The following is a 26,624-nucleotide window of genomic DNA, read 5'->3' on the forward strand; positions in this document are numbered from 1 at the left end:
CACCACACCTCACACGATGATCGTCGCTGTGGACCCGATCTTCGGGAAACGCTCGGCAACCTCACGGGCCACCGGTCCCTTGATCTCGGTTCCCTTCGGTTCGCCGCGTTCGTCGACGATCACGGCAGCGTTGTCGTCGAAGCCGACCCGCAGTCCGTTCGGGCGGCGCATCTCTTTGCGCTGCCTGATGACGACGGCCCTGAGAAGTTTACGCCGCATATCGGGCGTACCCTTCTTAACAGAGATCGTCGCAATGTCGCCGATACCGAGTTTCGGCTGACGCCTGCGGACACCGTGGTACCCGACCACTGAGATGATCTCAACGACCCTGGCCCCGGTGTTGTCAGCACAGACAAGTTTTGTCCTGGTGCTGATCGCCCTCGGGATCTTCGATATCTTTGCTTTCATCTCAGATCACCTCGACAACAACAAAGTTGGTTGTCTTGGACAGGGGCCTGCATTCGGCGATCCTGACCGTGTCACCCACTTTAATGTCGAGGCAGTCCGGGAGGTGGGCATGATACTTGGAGGACCGCTTCTCATACCGCTTATACTTCCGCACAAAGTGGAGGTAATCTCGCCCGACTACCACCGTCCCGTTCATGCGGTCGCTCACGACCTTGCCGGTGATCACCTGGCCGTGCACCGGCAGGGTGCCGTGAAACGGACAGTTCACGTCGCTGCACTCCTTTTCAGGAAGCGGGACGTTTAACCCAATATCTCTCGCCATTCTCTATCCTCTATCTGGTTTTGCGCATGCTGATCCGTTTTTCAGGTCGTGCCACAAGGGCAGACCCATCCACTTCGACGCATACCCTGGTGGGGAGGGCGAAGAGAAAGACTGTGCCTTTCTTCTCCACCTTCTTCTCTCCCCCAGGGGTGAGGACCGCCAGCATATTGCGAGTCTCATCTACAATCCGGCCAGACATCCCGACATATGTCGGGTTCCTGGCCTTCACCACAGAGACTGCAAGTCCGGTGAGCTCGTGCCGAAGGAGGGTCTGCGAGGTGATCATGCCTGGTTAACGGCCTCCCGTGCGTTCTGCTCGGTCTGGATGCGAGCGATGGTCCTCCTGACCTCCCGGATATGACCCGGGTTCTCAGGAGCACCACCTGCACTGACCTTTCCGCGAGCCTGCATCAGGTCGAGTTTCAGTTTCTCGAGTTGTTCGGCCAGTTCTACGTCAGAAAGCTGGCGGACTTCGTGTGCCCTGAAGATAGCCATTTACTGCTCCTCCTCAACGAATTCTGCAGCTTCAGGAACTTCTTCCACGAACTCCTCGAGTTCGGCGTCGACGTCTTCACCGATGTCTTCGACGACCTCAGGTTCCACGACCTCAGCCAGCGGCTTTGGTTCGAGGATCTCGAACTCGTCAGGAAGGTGAGCGTCGCCGGGGATGATCATGACCTGGACCCCGATGGTGCCCAGTTTCTTGACGGCCACAGCAAAGCCTTTCTCGACGATCGTCTCGCTTGGTTCACCGGCGTGCTTGATGTGCCCGTCGACAAACTTCTGGACCCTTGACCGGGCCCCGGTCACCTTGCCGGAGAGGACGATCTCGCACCCGAGAGCGCCCGACTCCATGACACGACGGAGCGTGCTCGACCCGGCCTTTCTGAAGTACCAGCCGCGCTCAAGGGCGGTGGCAAGTCTCTCGGCCATGATCTGGGCGTTGGTGTTGGGGTTGGGAACCTGCTGCACTTCGACCTGCGGGGAGTCGATGTTGAAGTTGGTGGCCAGGTCCTGGGTGAGCTGCCGCACGAGTTTGCCGCCTTTCCCGATGACAATTCCGGGTTTTTCGGCGAAGATCGTGATCTGCGTGCCGAGCGGGGTGCGGACGATGTCCATCCCGCCATAGCCGGCGCGCTTGAGTTCACGGTTGAGGAACTGCTCGATGCGTGCCCTGGTAACGCCTTCACTGACGAATTTACGCTCTATTGCCATGTTCACTCAGCCTCCTTCACGATCAGTTCGACGTTCACGCTCTGACGCATCTTCGGGGTTGCTCTACCCATCGCACGCGGGAAGATCGCACGCATCGCACGACCGCGGTTGGCGGAGGTGTGGACGATGACAAGCTTCTCGGGATCGAGCCCGGCGTATTCCGCGTTCTTCTTCGCCTGCTTGATGAGTTTGATGAACTCACCGGAGGCCTTAACCGGGTAGCGGCCGGCGTCCCACCCTGGGAGATTCTTCTTGTGCGCCACATCTCTGTTAAAGCGCTTGAAGGGGATTGCCTTCTTCTTCGCCACCACGGCTTCCAGGTACTCGATGGCCGCGTCGGCCTTCATGTCCCTGATAAACCGGGCAATCTCGATGGAGTGCTTCGGGGAGACAGACAGTTCGTTCGCCTTGGCGCGAGCGAAGTTCTCTCCCTTGACCTGCATTGAATATCCAGTCCGTGCCATTGCCATCACTTCAGGGGTACGTACTTGGAAGACCTGGTCGCACCGATACCGGCGGTACCGTGGTTGACTCTACCTCTCGTCAGAGAGAACTCGCCCAGATAGTGGAAGACCGCCTCTGGCTGGATCTCTACGGCGATGAATGTCTTGCCGTTGTAGATCTCGATCGTCTTGCCGATCATCTCGGGCATGATGACCATGTCGCGCACATGGGTGCGGATGTGGTCGTCGCCGGCTCTCACCTGGGCAAGGATCTTCTCGTGCTCACGAGAGAGGCCGCGGGTAAACTTGCGGCGCACTCTGGTCGGCATCAGGGGAATCAGTTCGCTCGTCCCCATCTGCTGGAGATCCTCAATGGAAAGGCCGCGGTAGGTAAATGCCTCACGCCGCCTCGGAAGCCTCTTTTGTGTTTTCTTTGCCATTCAATCCCCTCACTTCTTCCATTTCCCAGTTCTGCGGGCTGCGATATGCCCGACCTTGCGGCCTGGAGAGGTGCCGCGGGCGACAGTCTTCGGCCTGCCCGGATGCTGGTGGCCACCGCCACCGAACGGGTGGTCGATGACGTTCATCTTCACACCAGATGATCTGGGCCACTTCTGGGCCTGCGACTTCATCTTGTGATATTTGTTCCCGGCCTTGACAAATGGCTTCTCGCCACGTCCGCCACCGGCAACGATGCCGATCGTGCCCATGCAGAGTTCGTGGAACCACTTCTGCTTGCCGCTGGGCATCTGGACCGCGACCTTGCCGGTTGTTTTGCCGACGACCATGGCCTGGACACCGCTTGAACGAACGAACTTACCGCCGTCGTTCGGCCTTGACTCGATATTGCAGATGTAGGCGCCGACCGGGATGTCACGGAGCGGCAGGGTGTTGCCGTTCTGGACACCGGCCTCCGGTCCCCAGGCGACTTCGTCGCCGACGCCCATGCCCTCGGTGACAAGCATGTAGATCTTCTTGCCGTTTTCAAGAGCGACAAGGGCGATCGGAGCATGCCGTGCAGGGTCGTGCTCGATATCGGTGATCGTGCCCTTCACGGTCTCGGTGTTCCGGCAGGCGTGCTTGAGTGCAGCCTTGTACTTGTGGGATGGCGCCCGGTAGGTCGGGCCGCCCCGGCCACGGTTCTGTGAAATAATTCTATGTCCCATCTCCACCACCTTACATGACGCCAAGCCTGCTGAGGATCTCCTCGGCGGCGTTGTCGTTTTCGAAGCTGACGACGGCCTTCTTCTGGCCCTTCATCGTCATCATGGTCCTGACCGACGTGACCGGCTGTTCGAAGGCCTTCTCGACCTCGCGCTTGATCCCGTCCTTGGAGGCGGACCGCTCAACGAGAACCTGAAGTTTGTTCTCGTTCTCGAGCATCATCATCGCTTTTTCCGTCACGTACGGATGTTTGAGCGCCATTCACTCCACCTCTTCCATCAGTTTGAGTGCGCTCTCGGACCAGACAGTCAGCCTGCCGGCCTGGGTGCCCGGTGCGAGGAGCTCGGTGTTCAGGTCGTAGACCGAGACCGCGTCGACACCGGCAAGGTTGCGGGCTGCACGGAGTGAGTCTTCACCAGTGACAATCAGCAGGCTCTTGCGCTGCTTGTACCGGCGACCACGCATCTTACCGCGGCCGGCACGGACTTTCTTGCTCTCCTTTGCCCGTTCGACATCGGCATAGAGGCCGAGTGCCTGAAGGGCGTTGATGACGTCGGAGGTCTTATCGAGGGCCTCGAAGGTTTCGTCGACGATGAATGGGACTTCACCCTCAAAGCGGTGGCCGCGGGCGGTGACGAGTTCCGGCAGCGTGGTTGCTGCAACCGCAGAACGCAGGGCCAGCCACTTTTCCTGCTTATTGATCTTCCTCTTGAGCACCTTTGCGACCTTCGGCGGGTGGGCCGCACGGCCGCCCTTGGCCTGCGGGATCTTGGCTGCTCGTGAGCCGTTCTTGATCCTCGGCAGTTGCGCAACGCCGCGCCCTGAACCCCAGCTCACGGCTGAACTTCTGATCCCGGCGAATGGGTCGGTGCCATGGGGCTGGAGCCTCATGCTCTGGATGGCCAGGACCGCCTTCTTGATCAGGTCGGGCCGGTAGAGTTCATCGAAGACAGCCGGAAGTTCAATCTCACGGACGACTGACCCGTCGGTTGATCTGACATTTGCTTTCATCCGTTATTCACCCCTGCTTGCTCTCCAGGCTGACAAAGTTCACTGCCGGTGCCCGCACCTCGTGCTCACCCTGACGGATTGCCGGGCGAATGCGCACAAGACGCTTGACCGGACCGGGGACCGAGCCTTTGATCATGATGTACGAGTTCCTGACGATACCGTAGTGGAGGTACCCTCCCTCAGGCATGACGTCAGCACCGTCGGTGCCTGCCTTGAGGATCCGCTTGTTGAATTCGGTCCTCTGCTGGTAGCCCAACTGGCCCATCTGTGGAACCTGCCACCTGACGTGGTGCGGTGTCCATGGACCGAGGTTGCCGATGTGGCGCTTCTTGCCGCCGCGGGAGTGCTTGCCCTTTCTGACCTGGATACCCCAGCGCTTGACCGCGCCCTGGGTGCCCTTGCCTTTGGTGACGGCGGTGACGTCGACGTACTGACCCTCTGAGATGAGAGAGAGCGGGTCGACTTCCGCACCAAGAATGGAGGTCGCAAGGTTGAGACGGTCTTCGATTGAGCCGCCGTCGATCCTGGTCTCCATCAGTTCGGGCACCTTCTTGGGGACACCGGTGAGTGCCGCCGGTTGGGTGTACATCAGGGCAAAGATCTCAGTGACCTGTCCTGCCGCAACGGCGTCCTGGATGGTTTTGAGAACTGCCGCACGGTCGTGCGTCTTCGGCAGCGTTACCCGCCTGGCGAGGGCAGCGTCAAGATCCTCAGCCCAGACTTCGGTCAGCGGGTGCTTCCCATAGGTGTCAGTCACATAGGCGCGCACGGCAGCGACTTTCATGGCGGGGACTTCGATGATGGTGACGGGCACCATGATCTCGCGTCCCTCGCTCGGGCTGCTCTTGTGATCGTCGACAGCGACGACGTGCGTCATACCTACCTTATACCCTGCAATCGCCTGCAGCTTGGGCTCGCCCTCGTGCCTGGGCCAGGACTGGTACTTTGGCACCTGGCTCTTTGCCCGCTTGCGCGGACTGTAGGCAAGGGAGCCCCTGCGCGGTCTGTGTATGTTCGGCATGTTCTAATCAATCCTCTACGTTTGGTTCTATCCGAGCTTGCGACTCTGTCGCAAATCTGCATCTCTTTCGAGGTGCAGGTGTGCCAGATTCCCACCGGGATTGCACAAACATCGCGAACCGGGACCGCACCACTCCGATTTCCCCGAAGGGGAACGGACGATCGGGCGCGCTCTCCGCACAATAGGAATATCTCCTATTGCGGTGGTGTCGGGAGCGAGTATGCCGTGGTGTAGTCTCCTGTGTATGGAGTCCATTCCGGTGTGCTCCGGAATTACCTCGTCTCGCGAAGAGATCCTGATACTGTGCATGCCGGGTCGAAACCCGGACCGGGCTCGTCTGCACTGACGGAGGCCCATATGCAGCGATCAGATCCTGCGTCTGTCAGCTCCTTGGGACTGGGATGAGTCCTTCTCGGTCACGCCCCTGCCGGGGCGGGCAACCGGGGCATTGCAGCCTGACCCGCGGCGGGTGCAGGGCTGTTGTACTTCCGGCAAACGGTTACAGAATGGCCATTCTACCACCATGTGGCCATTATTCTGTGTCCGGTTGCACGGGATACCATCGTCTCCGGTTCTGTAATTATTCATCAAAATTGAATATAAATGTTTGTGACTCTTCCAGGAGATGCCGGTCTGCACCCCCGCGGTGCAGAGACCGGGATGCTCCGCACATTGGTGGGACAGGGAAGGCGAGACACCTCTTCAGCCAAAGAAGAGGTCGCCTTCCTGGTTGATGTAGACCTCGACGTCCTCCCGGACATAGCGCGCCCGGAACTTGCCGGGATTGGAGTCGTGAAGTCGGTTGATCAGTTCGATGGTATTGTACTTTACCTTGGTCCCGTGTTTTTCCGCTTCCTGGAAAATGTCAGAGGTCGCTTCGATAAGGTCGGTCCCGGCCTTGACGGTGCAGAGGTGATCCGAGTCAAGGGTGTACAAAAATTCAAGGGTTTCCTTTGCCCGGCTGATATTTTCGTAGGCCGCTTTTTCGATGGTGCATACATTTGCTTTTGAGGTCTGGATGATGTCGGCGACCTGCTGTTGGGTAAGCCCCATCTTCCGGTACCGCAGCACTTCTTTCTGCCTGTCGGTGAGAAGCCCCTGTTTCATTAGAGTATAAATTTAACTTCATGTATCATAAACAATGTTCTTTAACTCCGTCATGACCGGAAGAGGACGGGGCTTTCACAATCTTTATATGAGAACTTGCCAATAGTTAGTCTGTTCTCAAATTTGAGAGGTGTATAGATGGTAGTTAAAGTAGGAATTGCCAAACTGGGCAACATTGCCAGCGGCGTGATGGCAGAGCTCCTCCTCGATGAGCGTGCAGACCGTGAAGACATGCAGACCTTCATGGCCACGAGCGGTACCAAGCTCCAGCCCGAGGACATCGACCGTGTCGTCGTCAACATGAAGGCGTGGGAACCTGACTTCTGTGTTGTCGTCTCCCCGAACGGCATCCTTCCCGGACCGACCGGCGCTCGTGAGCAGCTCGCTGAGGCCGGCATCCCGTGCATTGTCATCACCGACGATGTCACCGGGAAGAAGGAGCAGTTCGCCGCCCTGAAGGAGAGCCAGTTCGGCTACATCATCATGAAGGCCGACTCCATGATCGGAGCCCGCCGCGAGTTCCTCGACCCCGTCGAGATGGCAGACTTCAACGGTAACCTCGTCAAGGTCCTCGCCCTGACGGGTGCGTTCCGCAAGCTCCAGTTCGAGCTCGACAAGGTCATCGACCAGGTCAAGGAAGGGAAGAAGGGTGCCGACCTCGTCCTCCCGAAGGTCGTCATGACCTCCGACAAGGCTGTTGCAGACGAGTTCTCCAACCCGTACGCCTACGCAAAGGCCCGCGCCGCCTACGAGATCGCTCAGGCGGTCGCCGGTGTCAATGTCAAGGGCTGCTTCATGACCAAGGGCTTTGAGAACTACGTCCCGATCGTTGCTTCCGCCCACGAGATGATGCGCCAGGCTGCGTACCTCTGTGATGAGGCCCGCGAGATCGAGAAGGCCGGCGACGGTATCATCCGCAAGCCGCACAAGAAGGATGGCGTCATCGTCTCCAAGACGACGCTCATCTCCAAGCCGGAGTAAATATTTTCTTTTCTTTTTTTCTGTTCTGTCTGATCTCTGAACTGGTGCCGACCTGAAGGTCTGCGATAGGCGGTAAGTGGGTCGGAGGTTCACCGTGAGAGAGGATTTCTCCAGAGTTGATCCGTTCCCGCCCGCTGCGTCACCACACTCTTCAAGGTTTTCGATAGAGTTGTCCCTGCCCAATCGCGGGGGTCAAAGGGGGGGGGTGCCCGGTGCAAGAGAACAAGGTATAGTTTCTCGTTCTTCTGTGGGGGAAGGCACGTCGATCAGATGGGCCGCCCCACCTGACCGATCTGAACCTGCCGTCTCGCGCCGGGGGGAGACCCCACGGACCCCCCCACGACGAAGATAGGGGCGGGGCGGCAATAATCTCTTGAACAACACCATGTGCTTTCTGAAAATTCTTCCACTCACCTCTCAGGGTCAGGCGAGTTTTGGGAGGACCTCTAAGAAAAGGATCAAAGATCCCTCAAAACTTCGAAACACTACTCAGAACAATGTTCAATCGCGTATGCTTGATCCCGGGGTTTATGCCCGATTCAAAAGAGCCCCCGAGCCTTTTTTTCAGACTTGTATCAATCCCTCAGAGTCCATTTCCCTGAAGGTCTGCCCCAGGCCCTCGGGCAGGGTCATGACCACGGGCTCAAGGTGGAGGCGCTCCATAAAGGCCGAGTCAGTCATCGAGGAGGGGTTGGGATTGACCCGTGCGATGAGGGAGCAGAAGGCAGAAAAGTATTCCGCGTCTTCGGGACGCCCGAAGTAGATCGCCATATTGAATGCCCGCGTGCCCAGGGCACGGTAACACTCGATCACCCGGAGGACGCCGCGGGCGAGGGCCGGGACAGAGGGGCCGAGGTCTTCAAGGGTCGTCAGAGGCAGGACACCCCGTACCTCACGTTCGCCGATCGGGACCGGGCTTGCAAACCAGACGGTCCCATCGTCTTCAAAGAGAAACCGGTCGGAGGCGCGTTCGTGTTCGACGAGGTCGGTCCAGTACGACCGGCCGTGGCCTCCATAGTATCGCCTGCTTTCCCCGAGGTACCTGCCCTGGAGGGCGGTGGGGCCGGGGTCGGCGATCCCCTGGAGATGGGGATGGGCAATGCTCGCACCGGCGGAAGGAAGGAAGTTCCAGTTTATGGAGGCATAATGTTCCTGTCCGGAGAGTGCGCGGGATATTCCCAGGAAGGCGTCTTCGAGTTGTCGCCGGGAGAATTGATCGACGGTGTGGGCCCCGGTGATCACGGTCACCACATGCCAGGAGGCGAAGGGGTAGAGATTCGGGAAGGTCACGCTCTCCCCACACCGGATCCTGGTGCCGTCAGGGAACGTAGGGGTTTCTTGCTCGACCCTGCCCGGGCAGAACGGGCACTCCTCTCTCAGAGGAGGCACATAGGGCGGGCTGATATCTCGCTTGATCCGTTCCGGCGAAAGCCTGGCGGTGAGACCGGTCAGGTGTTCCCGACGGATCTGGACGCGGCCGGCCGCATATTCTTCAACCGAAAACATGCCTGTAGTCCAATTGTGGGGGCCGGAAAAGATAAATTCATCCAATTGGTCTGGAAAGAGGTCTTGAAAATAAGGAGGATGGGGAACTTCCTCCAAAAAATGGTTCTATCTGGAAGCCCTGGAACAGGGTTCAGACGACGTACTTGCCGAGCAGACGGATCGAGTTGGTCATGTCGGGACCGAGTGGGGACCCGAAGATGATCTGGGTGACACCGGCAGCCTTGAGATCTTCGCACTTCTGGGCAACCATGTCAGGGGTGCCTGCGATGGTGAAGGCGTCGATCTCGGCGTCGGTGACGAGGCCACCGACGGCCTTGAAGTCGAAGCGACCAAGGGCGTCCTTGATGGCGGCAACATTGCCGGCGTCGAGGCCGTGGCGCTCAAGGAGTGCTGGCGGGGAGCCTGCGGCGATGAATGCAGCGACGATCTTCGCGGCGTTGCGGGCCTTCTTCTCGCTCTTGTCGATGGACATAGCGGTGTAGGCACCGACGTCGTGCTTCTTGCGACCTGCGGCTTCCTGGGCTGCCTTGATGATCGGGATGGCGATCTCGAAGTCCTTGGGGTTGGAAGCGTTGATGAGGGAACCCTCACCCATGGTTCCGGCGAGCTCGAGCATCTTGGGGCCCTGGGCACCGATGTACACGGGGATACCCTTCTTGCCGGGGAGCTGGACGCCGGTGAGCTTGGCACCGTCGTAGTCGAAGAACTGCATCTCGCCGGTCTTCTTGACTTCTTCACCTGAACAGAGCGCACGGATCTGCTGGACACCTTCTCTCAGACGAGCGACGGGCTTCTCGCCCTGGATCGCGATCTTCGGGAGGGTCGAGAGGTCGCCGGGTCCGATACCGAGAACGGCACGGCCGTCGGAGATCTCGTTCAGGGTGCACATGAACGACGCAATGGACGCCGGGGTGTCGGTGAAGGTGTTCATGATGCCCGGGCCCATCTTGATCGTGTCGGTGCTCATTGCAATAGCCGCCAGGGTCGGGTAGCAGTGGCGGTTGTTATAGTGGTTGGTGATCCACGCGTAGTCGATGTCCTTCGATTCCGCGAGCTTGGTGTAATTGACAACCTGCTTTACGCTGATGTTGCCTGGCACAAATTCAATTCCATAACTCAAGGCATTTCACCTCAGAGAGAGTAGTTATCGCACAAAGATAAAAGTATTGTCATTCGAACTAGAATACCAGAGAATAAAGGGGATACAGACCATTCCCGGACATCACAGAGATTTGACATAGGACATGAGGTAGAGAAGCCCTATGCATCGCGAACAGAGAAAAGGAGAAGTATTTATGATCACCGGCCCAAATACCCAAGATATGTTTACAGCTCGGGCGGCGAATCGATCGCAATCGCACCGGGCGGAGTGGGTATAGATGCGAGTCTTGGCAATCGGACTGGGGGGTGCGGGCAGCAGGATAGTTGACCGCCTCTACGACCATGACCGACGCAGCAAGGTCTTTTGTATGAGCGCTCTCGCCATCGATCTTGATACAAACACGCTCCTCCAGCTCGATGCCCTTCCTTCCGATTCGCAGGTCTTCTTCCCGCCGATCGATCCTGCCAATCCCTATGATGTCGAGACGAACATCGATATCGAGGAGGTGATGACGAGGATCCAGAGGGTCGATACGGTGGATATCGACGCAATCCTGATCTTCGCGGGTCTTGGCGGGACGATGGTCGACCTGATCCCACGCATCATGCCCCAGATGCGTGAGACCTTCCTCGAACCGATCTTTGCGGTGGTCACGCTCCCTTGCGTAGCAGAGGGAAAGAAGTGTTCGGCAAAGGCGGCGGACGACCTGGAGATGATCCAGGAACTCACCGACGCCACGATCGTCTTCGACAATGAGACATGGTACAAGAAGATCAGGACGTCGGGGGCGCGAGGGATCGCCGATCCCTTCGGCAACGCCTCGTACGATCGGAATCCTCGCCTCGTAAACTCGCTCCTCAACGAACAGATCGCCCGCCGGATCGGTCTTCTCCTCAGGGCCGGCGAGTTCAATAACGAGGGGCTTGATGTCGGAGAACTCGTCCTCGATGCAGGCGAGGTGCTCAACACCCTCACCGGTATGGGGACGGTCGCGGTCGGGTATGCGGTCGAACGTCTCCACACCAGTCCGCTGGATATCCTAGGTTCCTGGAAGACGGCCAGGCAGTATATGGAGGGGTCGCACCAGAGGGCGGCGCGGATCGTCAAACTGGCAAAGAGGGCGATATACGAGGAGATTTCAGTGCCCTGCGATCTCACCAGCGCCCAGAAGGCTCTTGTCCTGGTGGCGGGACCGAGCCATGAACTGAGTCTCAAGGGTTTTGTGACGGTGAGGAAGTGGATCGACCGGAGCATCGCCGGCCTGGAGATGCGGTCCGGAGATTACCCGGTGAAGAACACCAGGTTCGTGGGGATTATCATCGTCCTCGCCGATGTGCAGAATGTGCCCAGGATCGAGGAGTTGAAGCTCCTGCGTGAGGAGTACAGGCAGGAGCTTGAGGAAGAGGCGATGCATGCCAGGACAGAAGAGGAGTTCCTGGTCGTCGGGGATAATGTGGAAGTGGGAACAGGAGGATGGACCAGAGAAGATCCGCTCGCCCCGTTCATGGTGCCGTCATCAGGTGGAGATCGCGTGACTGAAGAATATTCTATGCCCGGAAAGTATGACGCCCCTGAGAGGCATGATGAGATGCTCGAACTTCATGGGGGGAAGAAGACCAGAAAGCGCGAAGAGGATGATGGAGTTCTCAGGCTCAATCTCTCAAGCGATCATCTGAAGCGAACAGAGGATGATGACAGGCCGGTCATCGTCTCGGGTGTCGGGAAACAGCAGCCGCGGGAGATCACCAGGATGACCTCGGTTGGTCTTCCCCAGGCACCGAAGGACTCGGCCCTCGGGATGACCGAGAGTCATGCTTTTGTGAAAAAACCAAAGGAGGTCGATTTCACAGGAGTCAAGGTAGATACCATCCCGATGGCAAAGGACGATGTGCTCAGCGGCAAGGGCATCCATCTCAGGGATACGGTCAAGAAGGCAAACGACGATGTCTTCAATGGGGGGCGTATCCGTCTCAAAGATGTCGTGAAAAAGGCAAAAGATGACATCCTGGAGGGGAAGAAGGTCAAACTCTCCGATGTGACGATGCCGGTCGATGCGGTCCTGCGCGGAAAGAAAATCGCTCCGAAAAAGGCTCCAAAGGAGATCAAACCCGGTAAGGGGAAGATCTCGGTCTTCGAAGATACAGAGGAGAACGGGGGAGAGGAGCGGACGGACGGGCTCGACTGGATCACGTAGAGAGGATACGGGAGAACGGGATGGTGCCTGCGCCGATCTCGGTCCTGATCGCACATCCCAGTTCGAAGGCATGGCCGACGAGGTTCATGCTGGAATATGAGACGATGGAGAGTCGATAAGGTTCTTCTGAAAGGTTGAACACTTTTTCTCCCATGCCAACCGGGAAGAGGAAGCCGGCCGAACGCATGGCGCCGGCGATCTCTTCGACATATTCTTGTGCAGGGAGCGGGACTTTTCTGACATTTGCAAGGGCGGTGCCGGTGCCGGTGGTGACATACTCGCGGATCGAGGTGAGGCCGGCAGAGATGAAGAGCTGGAGCGGGTCGATGCTTGTCCCGCGGTAGGAGACGAGGTCGGTGAACCGGGCGGGGCGGCCGTCGCGGACGGCGAGTCTGCCGCCGTATTTCATCTCCACCGGGACGCCGAGGCGCTGGAGGACGCCGTCCATGGTGACTGAGCAGACGGTGATGAACCCGGTGTGGCCAGGTGGGACGCGAGGGTCGTTGTCGACGAGGCGGTATGAACTGAAAAATCCGCACCTGGTTGCAAGTACCGCGTCAAATGCTTCTCTCACCCGGTCGACTTCGGGGTCGGGGACGATCGAGAGGTTGTAGGCGACGTCGCCGGTGCAGGTGGTGGGGTCGAAGGTGGTCCTGACCGCAAGACGTTCCAGTTTGGAGATGATGAACCCGATCCGCTCGCCGACGAGGGCACTCTCTATCTCAGAGACCCCCTTCGGGGTGAGAACCCGGCCGCGGTTGCCGACCTTGTTGGTGAACCCCATCTCGTCGAGGGAGCGGAGGTAGTACTGGACCGCACGGTCGGAGAGGACGAAGCCGTGTTCGGCCATCAGTTCAGAGAGCCTCTTGGCGCCCATCGGGTCGGGGTGCTCTTTGAGGATCCTGAGGATCTCGATGTATTTGCGCTCGGTCCGGATCTGACTCATCTGGCTTCGACCACTCCTTCGCTGTCCTGGTAGCGCCCGTTGTAGCAGGCGGCACCGTCGCCGACTTCGTGGAGGATCATCTGCACGACCCGCTCGCCTTCAGGGAGGACGACTTCCTCGGCCCCCATGTTGACGAGGCAGAGGGTGAGTTGTCCCCTGAACCCGGGGTCGACAAAGCCACCACCGAGGAGGAGGCCGCGTCTGGCATAGGAGGAGCGGCAGCGGAGGGTGGCGGCGACGTCGCCGGGGATCTCCACGTGTTCCATGCTCGGGACGAGGGTGACGGTGCCGGGCGCGAGGACGATCTCTTCACCGGCGCGGAGGTCGTAGGAGGCGGGCTGGAGGGAGGCATCATTGAAGGGCGTGATGACCAGCCGTCCCGCCCCCCCGGGCATCATCAGGCGCGACTGGATCTCGGCAGATGAGAGGATCATTGTAGTAGTTGATGGTGCCGGAAAAGGCTTAATATCTTGTGATATGATATATAGCAGGACACAGCCCATTTGTTCTTTCCGACCGGCTTCTTTTCCAGACCGGGGAGAGGATCATGCGGCAAGACCCGCAGGTCATGGACCCATGGGGTAGAGGATATCCTCCTGGGCTTCGAACCCAGGGACGCGGGTTCGATTCCCGCTGGGTCCGTTTTTGTGATTTTGTACAATTCATAGGTGACACCTCTGATCCCACCGGGATTGGAGCCAGGAAGACAGATGAGGAGAACCTGAAGGTGGAGATTGTCATCCGGTCCCCCGAGTGAAGAGAGCGGCCGGGTCGACACTATCCTCTTCATGATCTCCCCGCTGCCTTCCTGTCTCTATCGCAATCCGGGGGGGGCGGGGGGCAACGCCACCGGCGCGAGTGGGAAGGAGGTGGGCGATCCGAAGATCCGCCACTATGGAAGGATGAGGGATGCTCCAACTGTCCCATAATGAAAAGAGGTAGAGGATGTTATACGATCCATCAACTATTATTCAAGTCTGATATACGCACGTTCATCCTTCCCCACCTGGATGATTCCGTTATAGGTCACCTCGTCACATACCCCACCGGGAATGTCTTCCAGCGCAGAAATCCGGATCTTGTACCATCCTTGTTTCCCCCTCTGGTCAAGGCTGGACGAATATGTGCCATTCATTTCCACGCCTGAAGAGAGAGAGATCATATCGGCCACTTGCCATGTGCCATCCCACCAGACATTATCCGGGCTGATCTGGTATGTGACCTCCTGTATCACATCTTCATTCCCGGTATAGGTAAGATGCCAGGAGAGATCAAGGATGCCGGAGTCCACCGAAGTGTTTAGAGAGTCCACCTGAATATCCGCCGTGGTGACATTGGTCTCTTTGAGCACCTGGACAGCAGTGATAAAGGTGTGGGGGAGACCCAGTTCTGTCTCTCCAAGCGTACCGTTGAAATGGATCCTGGATTCGTTGCCGAATATATCGATATTGCCCTCTTTGAGAACCTTAAGGCAGAACGTGGTCTCCCAGGTCTGGTTGAGGTAGATGTCCTCGATATTGAAGGAGAGCGTATTATCTTCCCAGTCGGAACTCTGGTCATAGGACTCAGGCCCCCAGAAGACCGAGTTGTTATGTGTCCAGTACTTTTCTTCCCGCGTCGATACCGGATCCTGGTACTGATATTCGAAGACATCGCTGGTGGGGGTGGTATTGATCATGACCCTATCGAAGTACAGGTCCATCGTGGTATTGACACCCGCCGCCTCCTGGAGTTTCTGGGCGATGTCCTCATAGACCCGCGTCAGGTCGTCACCTGCGGTGGCGCTGTAAAACTTACCGCCGGTGTCTTCGGCGTAGCGCCGGAGTTCTTCATGGCTCGGTTCGTCGCCGAGGGCGATTGTAAAGATCTTGATGTCACTTTCGTTTGCGTACTGGATGACGTTTCTATTGCCCAAATCGCCCAAAGACTTCGCTTCATCTCCTCCTTCTGGATTCCCACCTGTGTTCCACTCTCCGTCAGTCAGGAGAACAATCGCTTTAACTGGATTGTCAGAGGGCCGCGGGCGGTCGATGATCATCTGCACCGATTGGTACAGGCCTTCTCGCATTGGTGTTCCACCACAAGGAAGCCAGTTGTCAATTTCGGTGTTGACAGTCCTGTACGTTGATATCAACTCGAGGTCGCGTGTGGCGGGACCACTATATGTTTGCGAGTTATTGTAGTGTTTAGAGATGTAGTCATTGTCATCGCTTTCATCAGGTTCCCACTCACTGTAAAGTTCGATTAATTTCCAATCATTTTTTTTAATATCCCATACGGGAACATAATATATTTCATAGATATAATCCCGTCCCGCCCAATACTTATAATAGTAACCATCCAGATTAGTTGTGCCGTTCTGACCAAACGATACCAAGCCGATCCTGTCCTTCGCCGATTTCATCTTCGAGACAAAGACCTTCGCCGCGGCCATCGCATGGACCATACGGTCATCAATCGACTCTTGCTTAATCCACTCTTGATCATATTGATTATACCCAGAAATCGTGGTGGTATTCTTCAACATACTCCCCGACCGATCAGTACAGAGCACCACATCGATCGGCCTTGACTGGAGGGCCCACCCGTCGCCGGTCAACTGAACCGTGACATTCACCGTGCCGTTCACGGTCACGGTCCGGGGCTCGACAGAGGTACTGACGCTGAGATACGGATAGTTCCTGAAAGAAATGGTAATGTTCTCTTTTTGATCTCCCCATACAGCCTGAATGGTTGCATTCCCCGAGGCCATGCTGCTGTACCGTGAATTCTCTGGATCCACGGTGAAGGCGCCGGGGTAAAAATCAATAGTGGCTAATCCGTCCTTATCGGTAGTAGCAAGAAGGGACACACCTTTTATCTCGGATGTGCGGGTGTTATTCGAGATTTCCGGATCATCAGTCACCAGATATATCCCATTGTCGACACCGATAAGCCTGAATGAAACACTTTCATTTCGGACGGGATTGCCCCTCGTGTCAGTTACTTTCGCCTTGACATGAGAGACGAGATCCTTTTTCACATCTCTGCTTGCGATGGTCTGGGGGACGGCGGTGAGGATCATATTGGTCGGTGTGGTGCTGTAGAAGCCCACGCGTTGCGCGCGTGTAACACTGCTGTTATCGACAGCAGTCGCGACAATATCTACAACACCGGCTCGCTCCGAAGGCCCGTACGTGATCATCGCCTTTCCCTGACTATTTGTCGTGACGATCCACTCACCTGCCGTCAGGGAACCGGAAACCGAACGGACATTTATTTTTATCTGACGATCCCCGGCAGCATTTCCATGCTGGTCATAGAGGGCGTAGGTGATGGAAAACGATCTGTCCAGCGGTTGTTCGGGATAGTCGTCCTCATCTAAACTCTCCGCTTTTGGAGAAACCATCTGGTAGATGGTGGATGGTTCGCCGTTTGCAAGCCCGGTGATGGTCAAATAGCGTGAATCGATGGCACCTGGAAAGTCTATGTAGACAATATTCTCCCCCGCCGTCGTAGCGGTGGTAAGGCTGACACGAACCTCCCCCCCTTCACTAACCGGGACGACGATCTCCTTTTTCCCATTCTCAAAATAGGCACCATCCCCCGGAGACCCGACATAGAAGGCCACCGCCTCAACTTCATTTATATTGCGAGCATCGATCAGGTTCCCATACTCGTCCTCCATTGAAAGAACGATCCCTGTCGTCGAACCGGCCGTGACCTCATTCTCACACTCTAAAGAATGAAGCCGGTACGGTGACGCATGATCGATCTCCTGTTCAAAGGTGCTGGCCCCCGTGTCCACGCCGTACCTGGCCGTCACATTGATCTGTGCGATGCCGCTCTTCTCCCCCGGCAAAAACGTCGTCACCGCCAACCCGTTCTTATCGGTCTCGACCACCATCCGGGAGAGCGATCCCATAGTAGTGTCACACGAGAAGGCAACATTGACCCCCTTCAGCGGATGACCGTCGCTGCCGTTCACCGTCGCAGTCACCACCGCCCCCCCGGTGTCGCCCGCGACCAGCCACTCAGTATCGGTCTTGACCGAGATCTGCAGACCTTGCGCGGGCGTGACGGCCATGCAAATGATAAGAAGCCCGATAAAAACGAACAGGCATCCGGCACGGGATCGATCCTTCATACAGCGATCAGATTATCTTATCTAATATATATCTTGCCCGGATCCTATGATCATTTAAGACACTTTTTTCAAAAAATAATCTTCATAAATGCCCCGATGAAGATATAATTGATCCATAATAAATAATCTCAATTGCCATATGAAAAAAAAGATATAGGGCATATCAAAAATAATGCCTGCCTCCCCGGCACCAGCCCGAGAAAAACCACATAAACCCACAAAAAAAAGAAAAAGGAAAATAAATCAGACGAGAACCCTATTCAAGCCTGATCTTGGTGCTCTCCCCGCCGTTGATAGAAATCGGCTCGGAGGTATATTCATCGTCGAACAGCGTATCCGTGGATTCTGCCCGGATCCAGATATCATACTGACCCGCAGGGAGGCCGCGCACATCCAGGTCGGCCGTCTGCGCGCCGACTTCGGCGGCAGACCGCGGGGGCATCGTCTTAAATGGCGTCCAGGTGTGCCGATCGTCAGTCGAGTACGAGAGCGTCTGGGTCACCGTCCCGGTCCCATTATACTCAAGGTTCCACTTCAGTTTGAGGAACTCAGTGACCGACCCGGTGCCGACCTGTTGAGGGGGGGAAATGTCAAGGTACGCATCCCCAAAGACCGGTTCAACACCCTCAGGACGGACCGAGATGAAAGTATCGGGGAGGTTGAGTTGATCGGCACCGCCGTTGAAGGAGATGGTCGAACCAGGGCCGAAGACATTGATGTTGCCGTCGGTCTTCACCTTGAGACGGTACGTCGTCGTCCAGGTCTGGCCGAGTTTGACGGTCCCGACATCATAGTGGAGGGACTGGTCGTCCTGCCAGTCGGCGGTCTGGTCCTCGGTGTGCCGCGGGACCACCACGTACCTGCCCGACTCGTTCTCGACCCAACTCTCGATGACCGTCGAGATGCCGTCCTCGTAGATGTACTCGAAGACGTCCTCGCCAGGCACCGAGATCCCGTTCACCTCGACATTCTCGAAGGAGAGGTCGATGGCGGTGTCGACGCCCGCCTCGGTCTTGAGTTCTCCGGCGATACGTGTGTAGATCCCGGCGAGTTCGTCGCCACCAGGAGCGTGTTCATAGAACCCACCGGTCAACGAGGCCAACTCCTCCATCGTGCTGGTGACTGTCTGACCCGGGCTGTAGGCGAATGTGATGGGGTAGACTTTTATGCCGTTGTCCAGAGCAAAGCGACCCATATTCTGGTTTGTATCCTCGCCATCCGAACAGGTCCAGTAAGGATAGGTATACCACCGTCTATCCCAGTACGAATAAACCCGTTTTTCATGAGACTCCAGCGTTCCACCAAGACCGTCATAGTACCGGTAATTGTTAGACTCCAGTTCACTGCCTGAGAAGCGATAAGCCACATTGTACGGGTCTTTCCATCCTGTCCCGTGAGCGAGTGGACTGCCATCATAGTTCCAGTCGCCGTCGGTCATGACAATCACCGCCTTGACCGCATCGTCCCGCCCCTGCTCCTGGAGAAGCCTGACAGCCTCGTAGATCCCCCGGCGCAGTTGCGTCGCACCGTCTGCTCTAAGGATATTCAACCTACTCTTAACATCAGATAAATCATCGGTCAGGCCTTTGTCAAGGGTCGTTGATGAGGAAAAGGAGACAAGCCCCACCCGGTCGCGGACCGGATTCATGGAGTCGATAAAGGTTGAGGCGGCATATTTTGCACTGACCAACCTGACCTGTCCGGAACTGTCTGTTTGCCGCATGCTCCCCGACCTATCGATGACCAGCACCACATCGATCGGCTCAGGCTGGAGCGCCCACCCGTCGCCCTTAAGAGCGAGGTTCACATCGATCGTCTCGTTCACCTCAACCTGCCCGCTCTCAGGCTCCACCCAGGCGGAGACCGAGAGGTAGGGGAAATTCACCCAGCGGAGCGTGATCTCCCTGGTGACGTCGCCCCATGTCGCAGAGACCACACCGGTCCCGGTGGCGGCCGAAGAGTAGTTCAGGTCGTTCCGGTCGGTGGTGAAGCCTCCGGGCCTGAAGGACACGGTGGCGTACCCGTTCTCATCGGTTGTGGCAACACCCTCCAGAAGAGCGGGCGCGTCCGTCACTGTGTACGATCCCGTCTCGACCGTGCCGAGCGAGAAGGTGACCGTCTCATTCGGGACCGGGTTGCCTTTCACGTCGATCACCTTGGCCCGCACCTCAGTGACACTCTCGGCGTTCACGTCATAACTCGGCATCGTCTGGGGGTTGGCAGTGAGGAGCATATCCACCGGGTCGGTGTGGACAAACTCCACCACCACCGTGCAGGAGACCGCAGGGTCTTCCACCGAGACGGCGGTGATCGTCACGAGCCCGGTCACGTCCCTGGGTCCGAAGGTGACCTGGGCCAGGCCGGCCGAGTTGGAGGTGGCGTTCGCCTCGGTCCCCACGTTTGAGGTGATCCGCACCGTCTGGCTCCCGGCCGGGTTGCCGTATTGGTCCTTCATCGTATAGGTGATCGTGAACCGACTCTCCCCATCGGCAGGGACATAAGGTGGACTGCCACCCGGACTGACCGAGGCGGTGATCGAACTGGGGGCCCCGTCTCCGATCCCGTAAAACGTCAGGTAGAGGTCTGCCACCGGGTCGGGAAGGTCGACAAAGACGATGTTCTCCCCCGCGGTGCGGGCGGCCCTGAGTTCTGCCCGGACCATCCCGTCAGAACCCACCGGCAGGACCACTTCGTCGCGATACTCGCTGCCATCGAAGAACCCGGCGGTCCCGTCCGGCGATCCGACGGCGAACATGAAGGACTCTGCACTCCTGCGGGCGTCGACCAGGTTGCCATACCGGTCTTCCAGGGAGAAGACGATCTCGGTCGTGGTGTCGACGCTCACCCTGCTCTCATAGTCGAGAGACTTCAACCGGTACGGCGCCGCATGGTCGATCTGCTGCTCGCAGGTGCCGGAGACCTCACCACCCTCATACTCGACCGCCGCGGCGATCAGGACCGTGCCGCTCGCGGTCCCCGGCGTGAAGGTGACCGTCGCTGTCCCGTCAGGGCCGGTCGTGGCTGTGACAGGCGAGAACGCATCCATGGCGGCGTCACAGGAGAAGGTGACGCTCATCCCGGAGAGCGGACTGCCGCCTGCATCGGTCACGGTGGCGGTCACGCCGGTCCCGTTGTCGCTGCCCGCAACGAGCCACTCGTCGGCGGACGCGACGACGACCTGGGGAGCCTCCGCGGCCATGGCCCCCGTACAGAGGAGGAGAAGCCCCACCAGGAATGTCCAGTATTGTATTTGACCCATAATCTTCCTCAAGGTACGTACACTTTCAGCCCCGCCATATAAAGGCATTCTTTTTATAAATTCAAATTTAAAGCGACATTTTAGAGAATAAATTAAAATTATTCTTTAGAATAGATCTCAAGAATAAAAGACAGAAGATCAAAATAGAACACTATTATATAGAGTATCGAAAAAAAGAGGAGATGATCAGAACTGCCGACGCTTCGGCGGAGCCCGGCGACCAGGCTTGCGACGGTTCGGGATCTCGACCCGACCGGTGGCAACCGCTCCGGCGATGCCAACCACCACCACGACCACGATCAGGAGGAGAGCGATGACTCCCATCGGCAGACCCTGGGGCTCAAGAGTCAGGACCACCGACTCACCCGACGAACCGGCCTTCACCGCCGTTTCCAGCACGGCCTGATGATAACCGTCCATCGTGCCGGTGATATTGTACGTCCCCGGCGCAAGGTCCAGCGAGACCATGCCAGCAGAGGAAGTACTGCCCGCCGCAGCACCGTTCACGCAGATCTTTACCTCGCCGACCGGTTCGTGGGAGGGGTTCTCGACGAGCACCGAGACCGGAACCTTCGCACAAGCCAGTTCGAAGACCAGATCAGAGGTTGTCTCTCCAGTCTTGCGGTTCTCTTTCTGACCGACATATCCTGGAGCGCTCACTTCGAAGGCATGGGTGCCGGTGACGACCGCATCAAGGCCAAGTCTTCCGAAGGCGTCGGTGGTGCCCGCATCCTTCCCGTCGACCAGCACCTTCGCCCCTGAAATCGGCTTTTTCTCCGTGTCAAAGACCAAGACAAAGAGTGAAGCGGTGGACTTCGTGAGGAGGATATTCTCAATCACAGCATTCTCGCCCAGGTAGACTTCCTTGGTGTACGTGAGGTACGAAGGGTGGGCCACCTCGACATCATAGTAACCGTCACCGTCAAGGACCACGGTCACCACCCCGTTGCCGTCGGTCGTGCCCGCACCCTTCCCGTCGACCTTCACCGCAGCGCCCTCGATCGGGGAGTTGCTCCTGGCGTCCATCACCTTGAAGGCGAACTGGCCCTCGGGATAGAGCCAGTACTGGACACTCTGGGTGTCGCTGTCCACCTCGATCTCACGGGTGATCTCCGCATAGTCGTCGGCACTGATCTCGACCGAGTACTCTTCTCCGTCTTCGAGATCAAAGGACGCACACCCCGATGAGTCGGTCCGTTCATAGTCGTCGAAGGTGGTTGAGATACCGGTGATGTCCACCCTTGCATCCCTGATCGGTTGGACAGTCCCGGCGTCGTATACCGAGACCTTAAAGTCCACGGTGCCCGAGTCCATCCGCACGACGACCGTACGCTCTTTTGCATCGATACGGTCGTCCCAGTCCTCGTATCCAGACTTTGTCACCTTGAGGGTGTAGCGACTGTTGCCGTCGTACTCATATGAGAACTCGCCGTCAGAGTCGGTCTTGCCCTCATAATGGTTGTCGATATAGACCGACGCACCCTTGATGTATGACCCGTCTTCTGCATCCTTTACGGTGATATCGACGTCGACAGCCTGCACCGCACTGCAGATCAGTGCAATGGCCACGACCCCGAGTATGAGATAGGTGAATGTCGACCCCATCTTACTGTCCATACTGTTGTCCACCTCGTGTTGTCCAGTGCCGACCCGGCACGCGGTCGAGAAGCATCCCCTCGACGACGACCGGCATCAGGCGACGTCCTTCTTCGAGCGCCTTCTGGAGGCGCCACTTTCGATCTGCATAGACCGTGATGATCGGTTCGCCGGCCTGCACGCGCGTCCCCTTCTTGGCATGGATGCAGACCCCCGCACCCTGGTCCTGGGGGGCGCCGGCAGCCCTGGCCAGGCTGATCAGCGCCTTGTTGTTCAGTTCGATCACGTATCCAGTGGTGGGGGCCTTTACCACATACTGGTACGTGCCAGGAACTATATCAGCTGCGGTCACCGCCGGGTTTCCGCCCTGGACCTCGATGATCTCCTTCATCTTGGCAAGGGCCTTGCCCGAGGCGAGGATCTCCTGCGCGAGGGTGTAGCCCTGGCCCGGCGCCGCCTTCCCCGCCATCTCAAGAATGATCCCGGCGATGGAGAGGCTCTTCTGGATGAGAGAGTTCGGTTCGGTCGCTCCTTCCAGGACAGAGAGAGCCTCCTGCACCTCGATCTTCGGGCCGATGGTGCGCCCGACGAGGGACTCGCCGTAGGTGAGGGCGCATTCCACCTGCATCCCGAGTCGTTCGCCGAGTTCGATGAACTCGCGGGAGAGGCGGCGCCCCTCTTCCACCGTCGGCACCTTGGTCTGCGCCCCGACCGGAACGTCGATCGCCACCAGGTTTGCCCCGACGGCGTACTTCTTGGCCATCACCGAGGCGAGCATCTGGCCCCTGGCGTCGATCTTGAAGGGGTATTCGACGGTGATGAACCGGTCGTCTGCCGGGGCGATGTTCGTCGCCCCGCCCCAGACGATCACCGCACCCACCTTCTCGGTCATCTGCTGCACCTGGGTGGCGGTGAACTCCACCGGGGCGAGCACCTCCATCAGGTCGGCGGTGCCGGCGGCGCCGGTGATCGCCCGCGAACTGGTCTTGGGGATCTTCAGTCCGGCGGCGGCGACGATCGGGACAACCAGCAGGGAGATCTTGTTGCCCGGCACCCCGCCGATGGAGTGTTTGTCCACGATCGGATACGAAGGAAAGCGGAGCTGGTCGCCGGTGTCCACCATCGCCCTGGTGAGGTATTCCACCTCGTCCATGTCGAGGGGGTTGGTGTAGGTGGAGACGATGTACGCGGTGAGTTCGCTGGGGGAGAGGTCGTCGGCGACGACGTCCCTGATGATCGCATAGGTCTCCTCCTGGTTCAGCCGCTGGCCGTCCATCTTCTTCTTGATGTAGGCGAGGCTTGCCGGACGGTCGGCGGCCCGCACCTCCACCTCGGCGCCGTCGAGGACGTCGACCCGCACCTGGGTCGGGCGGTAAACCCCGATCGTGCCGGGCCCGATGATCGAGGCGGTGGTGTCGACGAAGGCCGAGACCGTCTCGCCGGTGGCCAGGCTCTTCACCTCCACGCGGTCACCGTCCCGCACGCTGATCTCCCGGGCGTCGGCGGCGTTCAGGAGGACGCCACGGTTCCCGATATCGATCAGCCTGGTCGTGAGTTTCATACGTAGAGAATATATCTCCGGTCTCTAAAGGGTATCGGCCCTGTGTCCCCGGATCGGAGTCTGTTCACCCGGAGACCCGGTATGAAACGGTACTGAGAAGCGTGCAGAAAAAAAGGGGGTAGTTTAAGATTAGTCCCTGCGCATGACCAGGAACGCAACCGCACCAAGGCCAATCAGGGCCACAAGGGCACCGAAACCAGGCGCTGCAGGCGTGGTGGTCTCTACAGCAGTGGTCGTGGTCTCGACCGTGGTCACGGTCTCGGTCACGGTGGTCGTGGTCGGGGTCGTCGGAACCTTCTCGAGAACGTTGAAGGTAGCACTGGTGCTGACGTCAGCGTCCACGGACTCAACAGAAACAGAGTACTGGTCGGCCTTGAAGTCAGCTGCGTCGACTTCGTAGGACCACTTGTTGTAGTCGTCGCCAGCCTCAACGGTCACCTGACCGGAGTCGCCGGAGAAGCCAGATGCCTGGGTCTTCTCGGACGGACCGAAGGACGCACCGCTGACATCGACCTGCAGTTCGTCGCCAACAGCTAGGTTAGTGGTGCCGGTGATGGTGAACTTGGTGCCGATGGCCTGGTCGCCGATAGCATCGATGATGATACGTGCATCCTCGACCTGGAAGGAGACCTTGGCGTAGGTGTCGTCACAGTTCTGTGAGTTAAGGGCGTCGATCAGCGCGGTCGCAGCCTCGGAGGCAGGAAGCTTGCCGAGGTCGATAAGGCCGCCAGTGGCGTCGCGAATGACATAATCAGTCGGGTTATCGAGATCGGAATCAGCGACCTCCTTCGCAGTTGCCGGACGGACATTGAACACGCCGTCGGTCATCGGGTGCTGGATGACAAGGAAGTACTGCCCGGTGGTGAGTTCGTCGGTCTGGTCCCGCTCGAGGGTGAACTCGAAGGTGCCGTCGTCCTCAACGCTCTCGGTGCCGTCAATCATCCTGTAGTTCTTGCCGAAAACCCAGACATGGACATCGCTGGGCTTACCCTCAGCGACACCGGTCACCTTGAGCTCGTCGCCCCTGGCGACTCTGGACGCAACATCGTCAAGAGTCAGGAACGGCTTCTTCAGGTAGACGCCGATGGTCTGGTATTTGACGTCCTTCAGGTTCCTCTTGTCAACAGGATTGTCAAGATCCCCTTTGGCGCTGACAGCGTAGACGGTGTAGGTACCAGATTCAAGGACGCTGCCCTTGATAGCAGAGGTGTCCCAGCGGTATTCCCACGTGTCGTCGGACTCAACAGAGCGCTCGACTTTCCCGTCAGCTTTGTATGCATCGATAGAGGTGTCGACGAGCGAAACGCCATTGTCCTTCCCGAGGTTCGGGCCGGTCATGAAGAGGTAGACGTTGTCGCTGTCGGTGTTGGTACCGGAGAGCTTGATCTCCTCACCGAGGTAGTAGGTGCCTGCGCCCTCGGCAGTGATGGTGACTTCACCCTCCTCGATCTTCACCTTGACATCGTCGTCCTTCGTGGCATCGTCAGGGTCGACGACCTTGAAAGTGAAGGACCTGTCCTTGGTGTCGCTGCTGGTGGTGAAACCAACAGTCCTCAGACCGCCTGAGGAGGTTTTGACAAGCGCATAGGTCTTGGGGGCACCGGTGTCGATCTTACCGTTCACTGTGGTAAGGGCACTCGCGTCCTTGCCCTCATAGGCAAACTTCATGTCTGCGTCGAAGGCCGGAAGACCACTGTCAGAGTACGTCACACCGATCTGACCCGGCTTAAGTGTCGGGTACTGCTCAGGCTCAAGGCCACTGACCTTTTCGATGTACAGGTAGTAGTTTGCCTTGGCCGCACCACGGATGGTTACGGTGAAATCGTTGTTCCTGACAACATTCTCCTTGTTGGCCTCAATAGCGAGGTCGACGGTGGAGATGGTGAAACTGGCCGCCTCAGAGTCCTTGGCGTAGTCGTCAAAGCCCTCCGGACCGGTCCAGGAAGCCACAATCTGGTAGGACTGGGAGGTGAGGTCGCTAAGGTAGAGACCGTTAGCCTCAACAGTTCCACTGTAATCAGTGGAGTTGCCAACATAGAGAACCTGCTGCGTTACGTCAACCCCAGAGAGTTCCTGGTTGAAACCGTCATGGGGAATCACGACGACTTCAGAGCCGTCCTTTCCAATGAGCTTGATTTCGAAGTTGAAGTATCCATTGGGAGTTGCAGCAGCGCTGTATGTAGACCCGACCTTGCCGGTATCGACCTTGAAGAAGATCTTGTTGTCCTTGGTCACGGTCTTGCCGGCGACCGAGGATGACTTGTCACTAGCAAGGACAGGAGTGATCTTGAGTGTGGGCTTCTCGAAGTAGACTTTGGTATCGGTGACTTCAGTTCCGTTCTGGACGAAGTATGTGCCGTAGATATCGTCAGCGAAGTCTACACCCTGTAGTTCGTCAGTGATTTTGTCATTACTGACCCTAAAGGATTTTTTCTGACCTTTTGATTTGTCATCTTCGTTGTACTTTACCAGACGGTTCATAGATCCACCAACTGCCGCGTTAACCTTAGAGAAGTTGAGGTCAGTTGGATTCTCATTTGCAAAGAAGGTGTCATCGACGTCGATCATCCTATCCTCAGCGCTTGCCGGCATGACCAGCAGGGCAGCTGCGACGAGGAAGACAGCGGCGAACACCATCATCTTTGACGTACTCTTCATGCAA

23 protein-coding genes and 1 tRNA gene are annotated in these 26,624 nt (G+C 57.8%); 3 read left to right on the top strand and 21 right to left on the bottom strand.

Features of this window, described 5'->3' with window-relative positions; translation table 11 throughout:
* Nucleotides 1-9 precede the first annotated feature (9 nt).
* The 12 genes from RJ40_RS06365 to RJ40_RS06420 form a co-directional block, all read right to left on the bottom strand.
* A complete protein-coding gene (locus tag RJ40_RS06365) occupies nt 10-408 on the bottom strand; it encodes a 50S ribosomal protein L14 (protein WP_265582512.1) in 399 nt (132 codons plus the stop codon).
* A 1-nt stretch (nt 409) separates the two neighbouring features.
* On the bottom strand, nt 410-730 hold the full coding sequence (locus RJ40_RS06370) for a 30S ribosomal protein S17 (RefSeq protein ID WP_265582513.1): 321 nt from the start codon (nt 728-730) through the stop codon (nt 410-412).
* Between the two features lie 10 nt (nt 731-740).
* Nucleotides 741-1,016, bottom strand: coding sequence for a ribonuclease P protein component 1 (locus tag RJ40_RS06375; protein WP_265582514.1), 276 nt, complete (start codon nt 1,014-1,016; stop codon nt 741-743).
* Nucleotides 1,013-1,225: a 50S ribosomal protein L29 gene (gene rpmC, locus RJ40_RS06380; protein WP_265582515.1), complete on the bottom strand. Its 213-nt coding sequence runs from the start codon at nt 1,223-1,225 to the stop codon at nt 1,013-1,015. The genes RJ40_RS06375 and rpmC overlap by 4 nt, the downstream gene beginning before the upstream one ends.
* The gene (locus RJ40_RS06385; RefSeq protein ID WP_265582516.1) at nt 1,226-1,945 is read right to left on the bottom strand and encodes a 30S ribosomal protein S3; all 720 of its coding nucleotides are present in this window, start codon (nt 1,943-1,945) and stop codon (nt 1,226-1,228) included. It abuts the gene before it with no gap.
* A 2-nt stretch (nt 1,946-1,947) separates the two neighbouring features.
* A complete protein-coding gene (locus RJ40_RS06390) occupies nt 1,948-2,409 on the bottom strand; it encodes a 50S ribosomal protein L22 (RefSeq protein WP_265582517.1) in 462 nt (153 codons plus the stop codon).
* Between the two features lie 5 nt (nt 2,410-2,414).
* Complete coding sequence (locus RJ40_RS06395; RefSeq protein ID WP_265582518.1) at nt 2,415-2,828, bottom strand: 30S ribosomal protein S19; 414 nt, start codon at nt 2,826-2,828, stop codon at nt 2,415-2,417.
* Nucleotides 2,829-2,837: 9 nt separating this feature from the next.
* Nucleotides 2,838-3,554, bottom strand: coding sequence for a 50S ribosomal protein L2 (locus tag RJ40_RS06400; RefSeq protein ID WP_265582519.1), 717 nt, complete (start codon nt 3,552-3,554; stop codon nt 2,838-2,840).
* 10 nt (nt 3,555-3,564) lie between these two features.
* Entirely contained in the window at nt 3,565-3,813 is a 249-nt protein-coding gene (locus RJ40_RS06405; protein ID WP_265582520.1) for a 50S ribosomal protein L23, read from the bottom strand.
* Entirely contained in the window at nt 3,814-4,563 is a 750-nt protein-coding gene (gene rpl4p, locus RJ40_RS06410; protein ID WP_265582521.1) for a 50S ribosomal protein L4, read from the bottom strand.
* 7 nt (nt 4,564-4,570) lie between these two features.
* Entirely contained in the window at nt 4,571-5,584 is a 1,014-nt protein-coding gene (locus RJ40_RS06415; RefSeq protein ID WP_265582522.1) for a 50S ribosomal protein L3, read from the bottom strand.
* Between the two features lie 702 nt (nt 5,585-6,286).
* On the bottom strand, nt 6,287-6,691 hold the full coding sequence (locus tag RJ40_RS06420; RefSeq protein WP_265582523.1) for a Tfx family DNA-binding protein: 405 nt from the start codon (nt 6,689-6,691) through the stop codon (nt 6,287-6,289).
* 138 nt (nt 6,692-6,829) lie between these two features.
* Here RJ40_RS06420 and RJ40_RS06425 point away from each other — a divergent pair, with 138 nt between their 5' ends.
* Nucleotides 6,830-7,672: a F420-dependent methylenetetrahydromethanopterin dehydrogenase gene (locus RJ40_RS06425; RefSeq protein ID WP_220682877.1), complete on the top strand. Its 843-nt coding sequence runs from the start codon at nt 6,830-6,832 to the stop codon at nt 7,670-7,672.
* Nucleotides 7,673-8,236: 564 nt separating this feature from the next.
* On the opposite strand, the gene RJ40_RS06430 is transcribed toward RJ40_RS06425, so the two are convergent.
* Together RJ40_RS06430 and RJ40_RS06435 are read right to left on the bottom strand one after the other, a co-directional pair.
* A complete protein-coding gene (locus RJ40_RS06430) occupies nt 8,237-9,178 on the bottom strand; it encodes a galactose-1-phosphate uridylyltransferase (protein WP_265582524.1) in 942 nt (313 codons plus the stop codon).
* A 130-nt stretch (nt 9,179-9,308) separates the two neighbouring features.
* A complete protein-coding gene (locus tag RJ40_RS06435; protein ID WP_265582525.1) occupies nt 9,309-10,298 on the bottom strand; it encodes a 5,10-methylenetetrahydromethanopterin reductase in 990 nt (329 codons plus the stop codon).
* A 259-nt stretch (nt 10,299-10,557) separates the two neighbouring features.
* Between RJ40_RS06435 and RJ40_RS06440 the strand changes: the two genes are divergently transcribed.
* Nucleotides 10,558-12,474 carry a tubulin/FtsZ family protein gene (locus tag RJ40_RS06440; protein ID WP_265582526.1) on the top strand — a complete coding sequence of 639 codons (1,917 nt, stop codon included), beginning with the start codon at nt 10,558-10,560 and terminating at the stop codon, nt 12,472-12,474.
* Here RJ40_RS06440 and RJ40_RS06445 read toward each other — a convergent pair.
* Nucleotides 12,467-13,420 carry a DUF128 domain-containing protein gene (locus RJ40_RS06445; RefSeq protein WP_265582527.1) on the bottom strand — a complete coding sequence of 318 codons (954 nt, stop codon included), beginning with the start codon at nt 13,418-13,420 and terminating at the stop codon, nt 12,467-12,469. The two genes, RJ40_RS06440 and RJ40_RS06445, sit on opposite strands and share 8 nt — an antisense overlap.
* Nucleotides 13,417-13,854 carry a dCTP deaminase gene (locus RJ40_RS06450; protein WP_265582528.1) on the bottom strand — a complete coding sequence of 146 codons (438 nt, stop codon included), beginning with the start codon at nt 13,852-13,854 and terminating at the stop codon, nt 13,417-13,419. Before RJ40_RS06450 ends, RJ40_RS06445 begins: the two co-directional genes overlap by 4 nt.
* 136 nt (nt 13,855-13,990) lie before the next feature.
* Between RJ40_RS06450 and RJ40_RS06455 the strand changes: the two genes are divergently transcribed.
* A tRNA-Arg gene (locus RJ40_RS06455) sits at nt 13,991-14,062 on the top strand.
* A gap of 325 nt (nt 14,063-14,387) precedes the next feature.
* Here the strand turns inward: RJ40_RS06455 and RJ40_RS06460 are convergent.
* From RJ40_RS06460 to RJ40_RS06480, 5 genes are all read right to left on the bottom strand, one after another.
* Nucleotides 14,388-17,546, bottom strand: a complete 3,159-nt coding sequence (locus RJ40_RS06460; RefSeq protein WP_265582529.1) for a VWA domain-containing protein — start codon at nt 17,544-17,546, stop codon at nt 14,388-14,390.
* A 256-nt stretch (nt 17,547-17,802) separates the two neighbouring features.
* A complete protein-coding gene (locus RJ40_RS06465) occupies nt 17,803-20,805 on the bottom strand; it encodes an Ig-like domain-containing protein (protein ID WP_265582530.1) in 3,003 nt (1,000 codons plus the stop codon).
* A 186-nt stretch (nt 20,806-20,991) separates the two neighbouring features.
* Entirely contained in the window at nt 20,992-22,422 is a 1,431-nt protein-coding gene (locus tag RJ40_RS06470; RefSeq protein WP_265582531.1) for a PEGA domain-containing protein, read from the bottom strand.
* Nucleotides 22,412-23,962: an AMP phosphorylase gene (locus tag RJ40_RS06475; RefSeq protein WP_265582532.1), complete on the bottom strand. Its 1,551-nt coding sequence runs from the start codon at nt 23,960-23,962 to the stop codon at nt 22,412-22,414. The genes RJ40_RS06470 and RJ40_RS06475 overlap by 11 nt, the downstream gene beginning before the upstream one ends.
* 129 nt (nt 23,963-24,091) lie before the next feature.
* Nucleotides 24,092-26,620: an MEMAR_RS02690 family S-layer glycoprotein gene (locus RJ40_RS06480; RefSeq protein ID WP_265582533.1), complete on the bottom strand. Its 2,529-nt coding sequence runs from the start codon at nt 26,618-26,620 to the stop codon at nt 24,092-24,094.
* Nucleotides 26,621-26,624: the final 4 nt, after the last annotated feature.

Origin of the sequence: Methanofollis aquaemaris (assembly GCF_017357525.1) — an archaeon.
In the GTDB taxonomy this organism is placed as follows: domain Archaea; phylum Halobacteriota; class Methanomicrobia; order Methanomicrobiales; family Methanofollaceae; genus Methanofollis; species Methanofollis aquaemaris.

Bases quoted from the DNA above. Each gene is read 5' to 3' on its own strand.
- RJ40_RS06480 (WP_265582533.1), bottom strand. From the start codon at position 26,620: ATGAAGAGTACGTCAAAGATGATGGTGTTCGCCGCTGTCTTCCTCGTC.
- RJ40_RS06460 (WP_265582529.1), bottom strand. From the start codon at position 17,546: ATGAAGGATCGATCCCGTGCCGGATGCCTGTTCGTTTTTATCGGGCTT.
- rpl4p (WP_265582521.1), bottom strand. From the start codon at position 4,563: ATGAAAGCAAATGTCAGATCAACCGACGGGTCAGTCGTCCGTGAGATT.
- RJ40_RS06405 (WP_265582520.1), bottom strand. From the start codon at position 3,813: ATGGCGCTCAAACATCCGTACGTGACGGAAAAAGCGATGATGATGCTC.
- RJ40_RS06440 (WP_265582526.1), top strand. From the start codon at position 10,558: ATGCGAGTCTTGGCAATCGGACTGGGGGGTGCGGGCAGCAGGATAGTT.
- RJ40_RS06385 (WP_265582516.1), bottom strand. From the start codon at position 1,945: ATGGCAATAGAGCGTAAATTCGTCAGTGAAGGCGTTACCAGGGCACGC.
- RJ40_RS06445 (WP_265582527.1), bottom strand. From the start codon at position 13,420: ATGAGTCAGATCCGGACCGAGCGCAAATACATCGAGATCCTCAGGATC.
- RJ40_RS06450 (WP_265582528.1), bottom strand. From the start codon at position 13,854: ATGATCCTCTCATCTGCCGAGATCCAGTCGCGCCTGATGATGCCCGGG.
- RJ40_RS06370 (WP_265582513.1), bottom strand. From the start codon at position 730: ATGGCGAGAGATATTGGGTTAAACGTCCCGCTTCCTGAAAAGGAGTGC.
- RJ40_RS06395 (WP_265582518.1), bottom strand. From the start codon at position 2,828: ATGGCAAAGAAAACACAAAAGAGGCTTCCGAGGCGGCGTGAGGCATTT.
- rpmC (WP_265582515.1), bottom strand. From the start codon at position 1,225: ATGGCTATCTTCAGGGCACACGAAGTCCGCCAGCTTTCTGACGTAGAA.
- RJ40_RS06430 (WP_265582524.1), bottom strand. From the start codon at position 9,178: ATGTTTTCGGTTGAAGAATATGCGGCCGGCCGCGTCCAGATCCGTCGG.
- RJ40_RS06425 (WP_220682877.1), top strand. From the start codon at position 6,830: ATGGTAGTTAAAGTAGGAATTGCCAAACTGGGCAACATTGCCAGCGGC.
- RJ40_RS06375 (WP_265582514.1), bottom strand. From the start codon at position 1,016: ATGATCACCTCGCAGACCCTCCTTCGGCACGAGCTCACCGGACTTGCA.
- RJ40_RS06470 (WP_265582531.1), bottom strand. From the start codon at position 22,422: ATGGACAGTAAGATGGGGTCGACATTCACCTATCTCATACTCGGGGTC.
- RJ40_RS06415 (WP_265582522.1), bottom strand. From the start codon at position 5,584: ATGCCGAACATACACAGACCGCGCAGGGGCTCCCTTGCCTACAGTCCG.
- RJ40_RS06400 (WP_265582519.1), bottom strand. From the start codon at position 3,554: ATGGGACATAGAATTATTTCACAGAACCGTGGCCGGGGCGGCCCGACC.
- RJ40_RS06390 (WP_265582517.1), bottom strand. From the start codon at position 2,409: ATGGCACGGACTGGATATTCAATGCAGGTCAAGGGAGAGAACTTCGCT.
- RJ40_RS06365 (WP_265582512.1), bottom strand. From the start codon at position 408: ATGAAAGCAAAGATATCGAAGATCCCGAGGGCGATCAGCACCAGGACA.
- RJ40_RS06465 (WP_265582530.1), bottom strand. From the start codon at position 20,805: ATGGGTCAAATACAATACTGGACATTCCTGGTGGGGCTTCTCCTCCTC.
- RJ40_RS06420 (WP_265582523.1), bottom strand. From the start codon at position 6,691: ATGAAACAGGGGCTTCTCACCGACAGGCAGAAAGAAGTGCTGCGGTAC.
- RJ40_RS06475 (WP_265582532.1), bottom strand. From the start codon at position 23,962: ATGAAACTCACGACCAGGCTGATCGATATCGGGAACCGTGGCGTCCTC.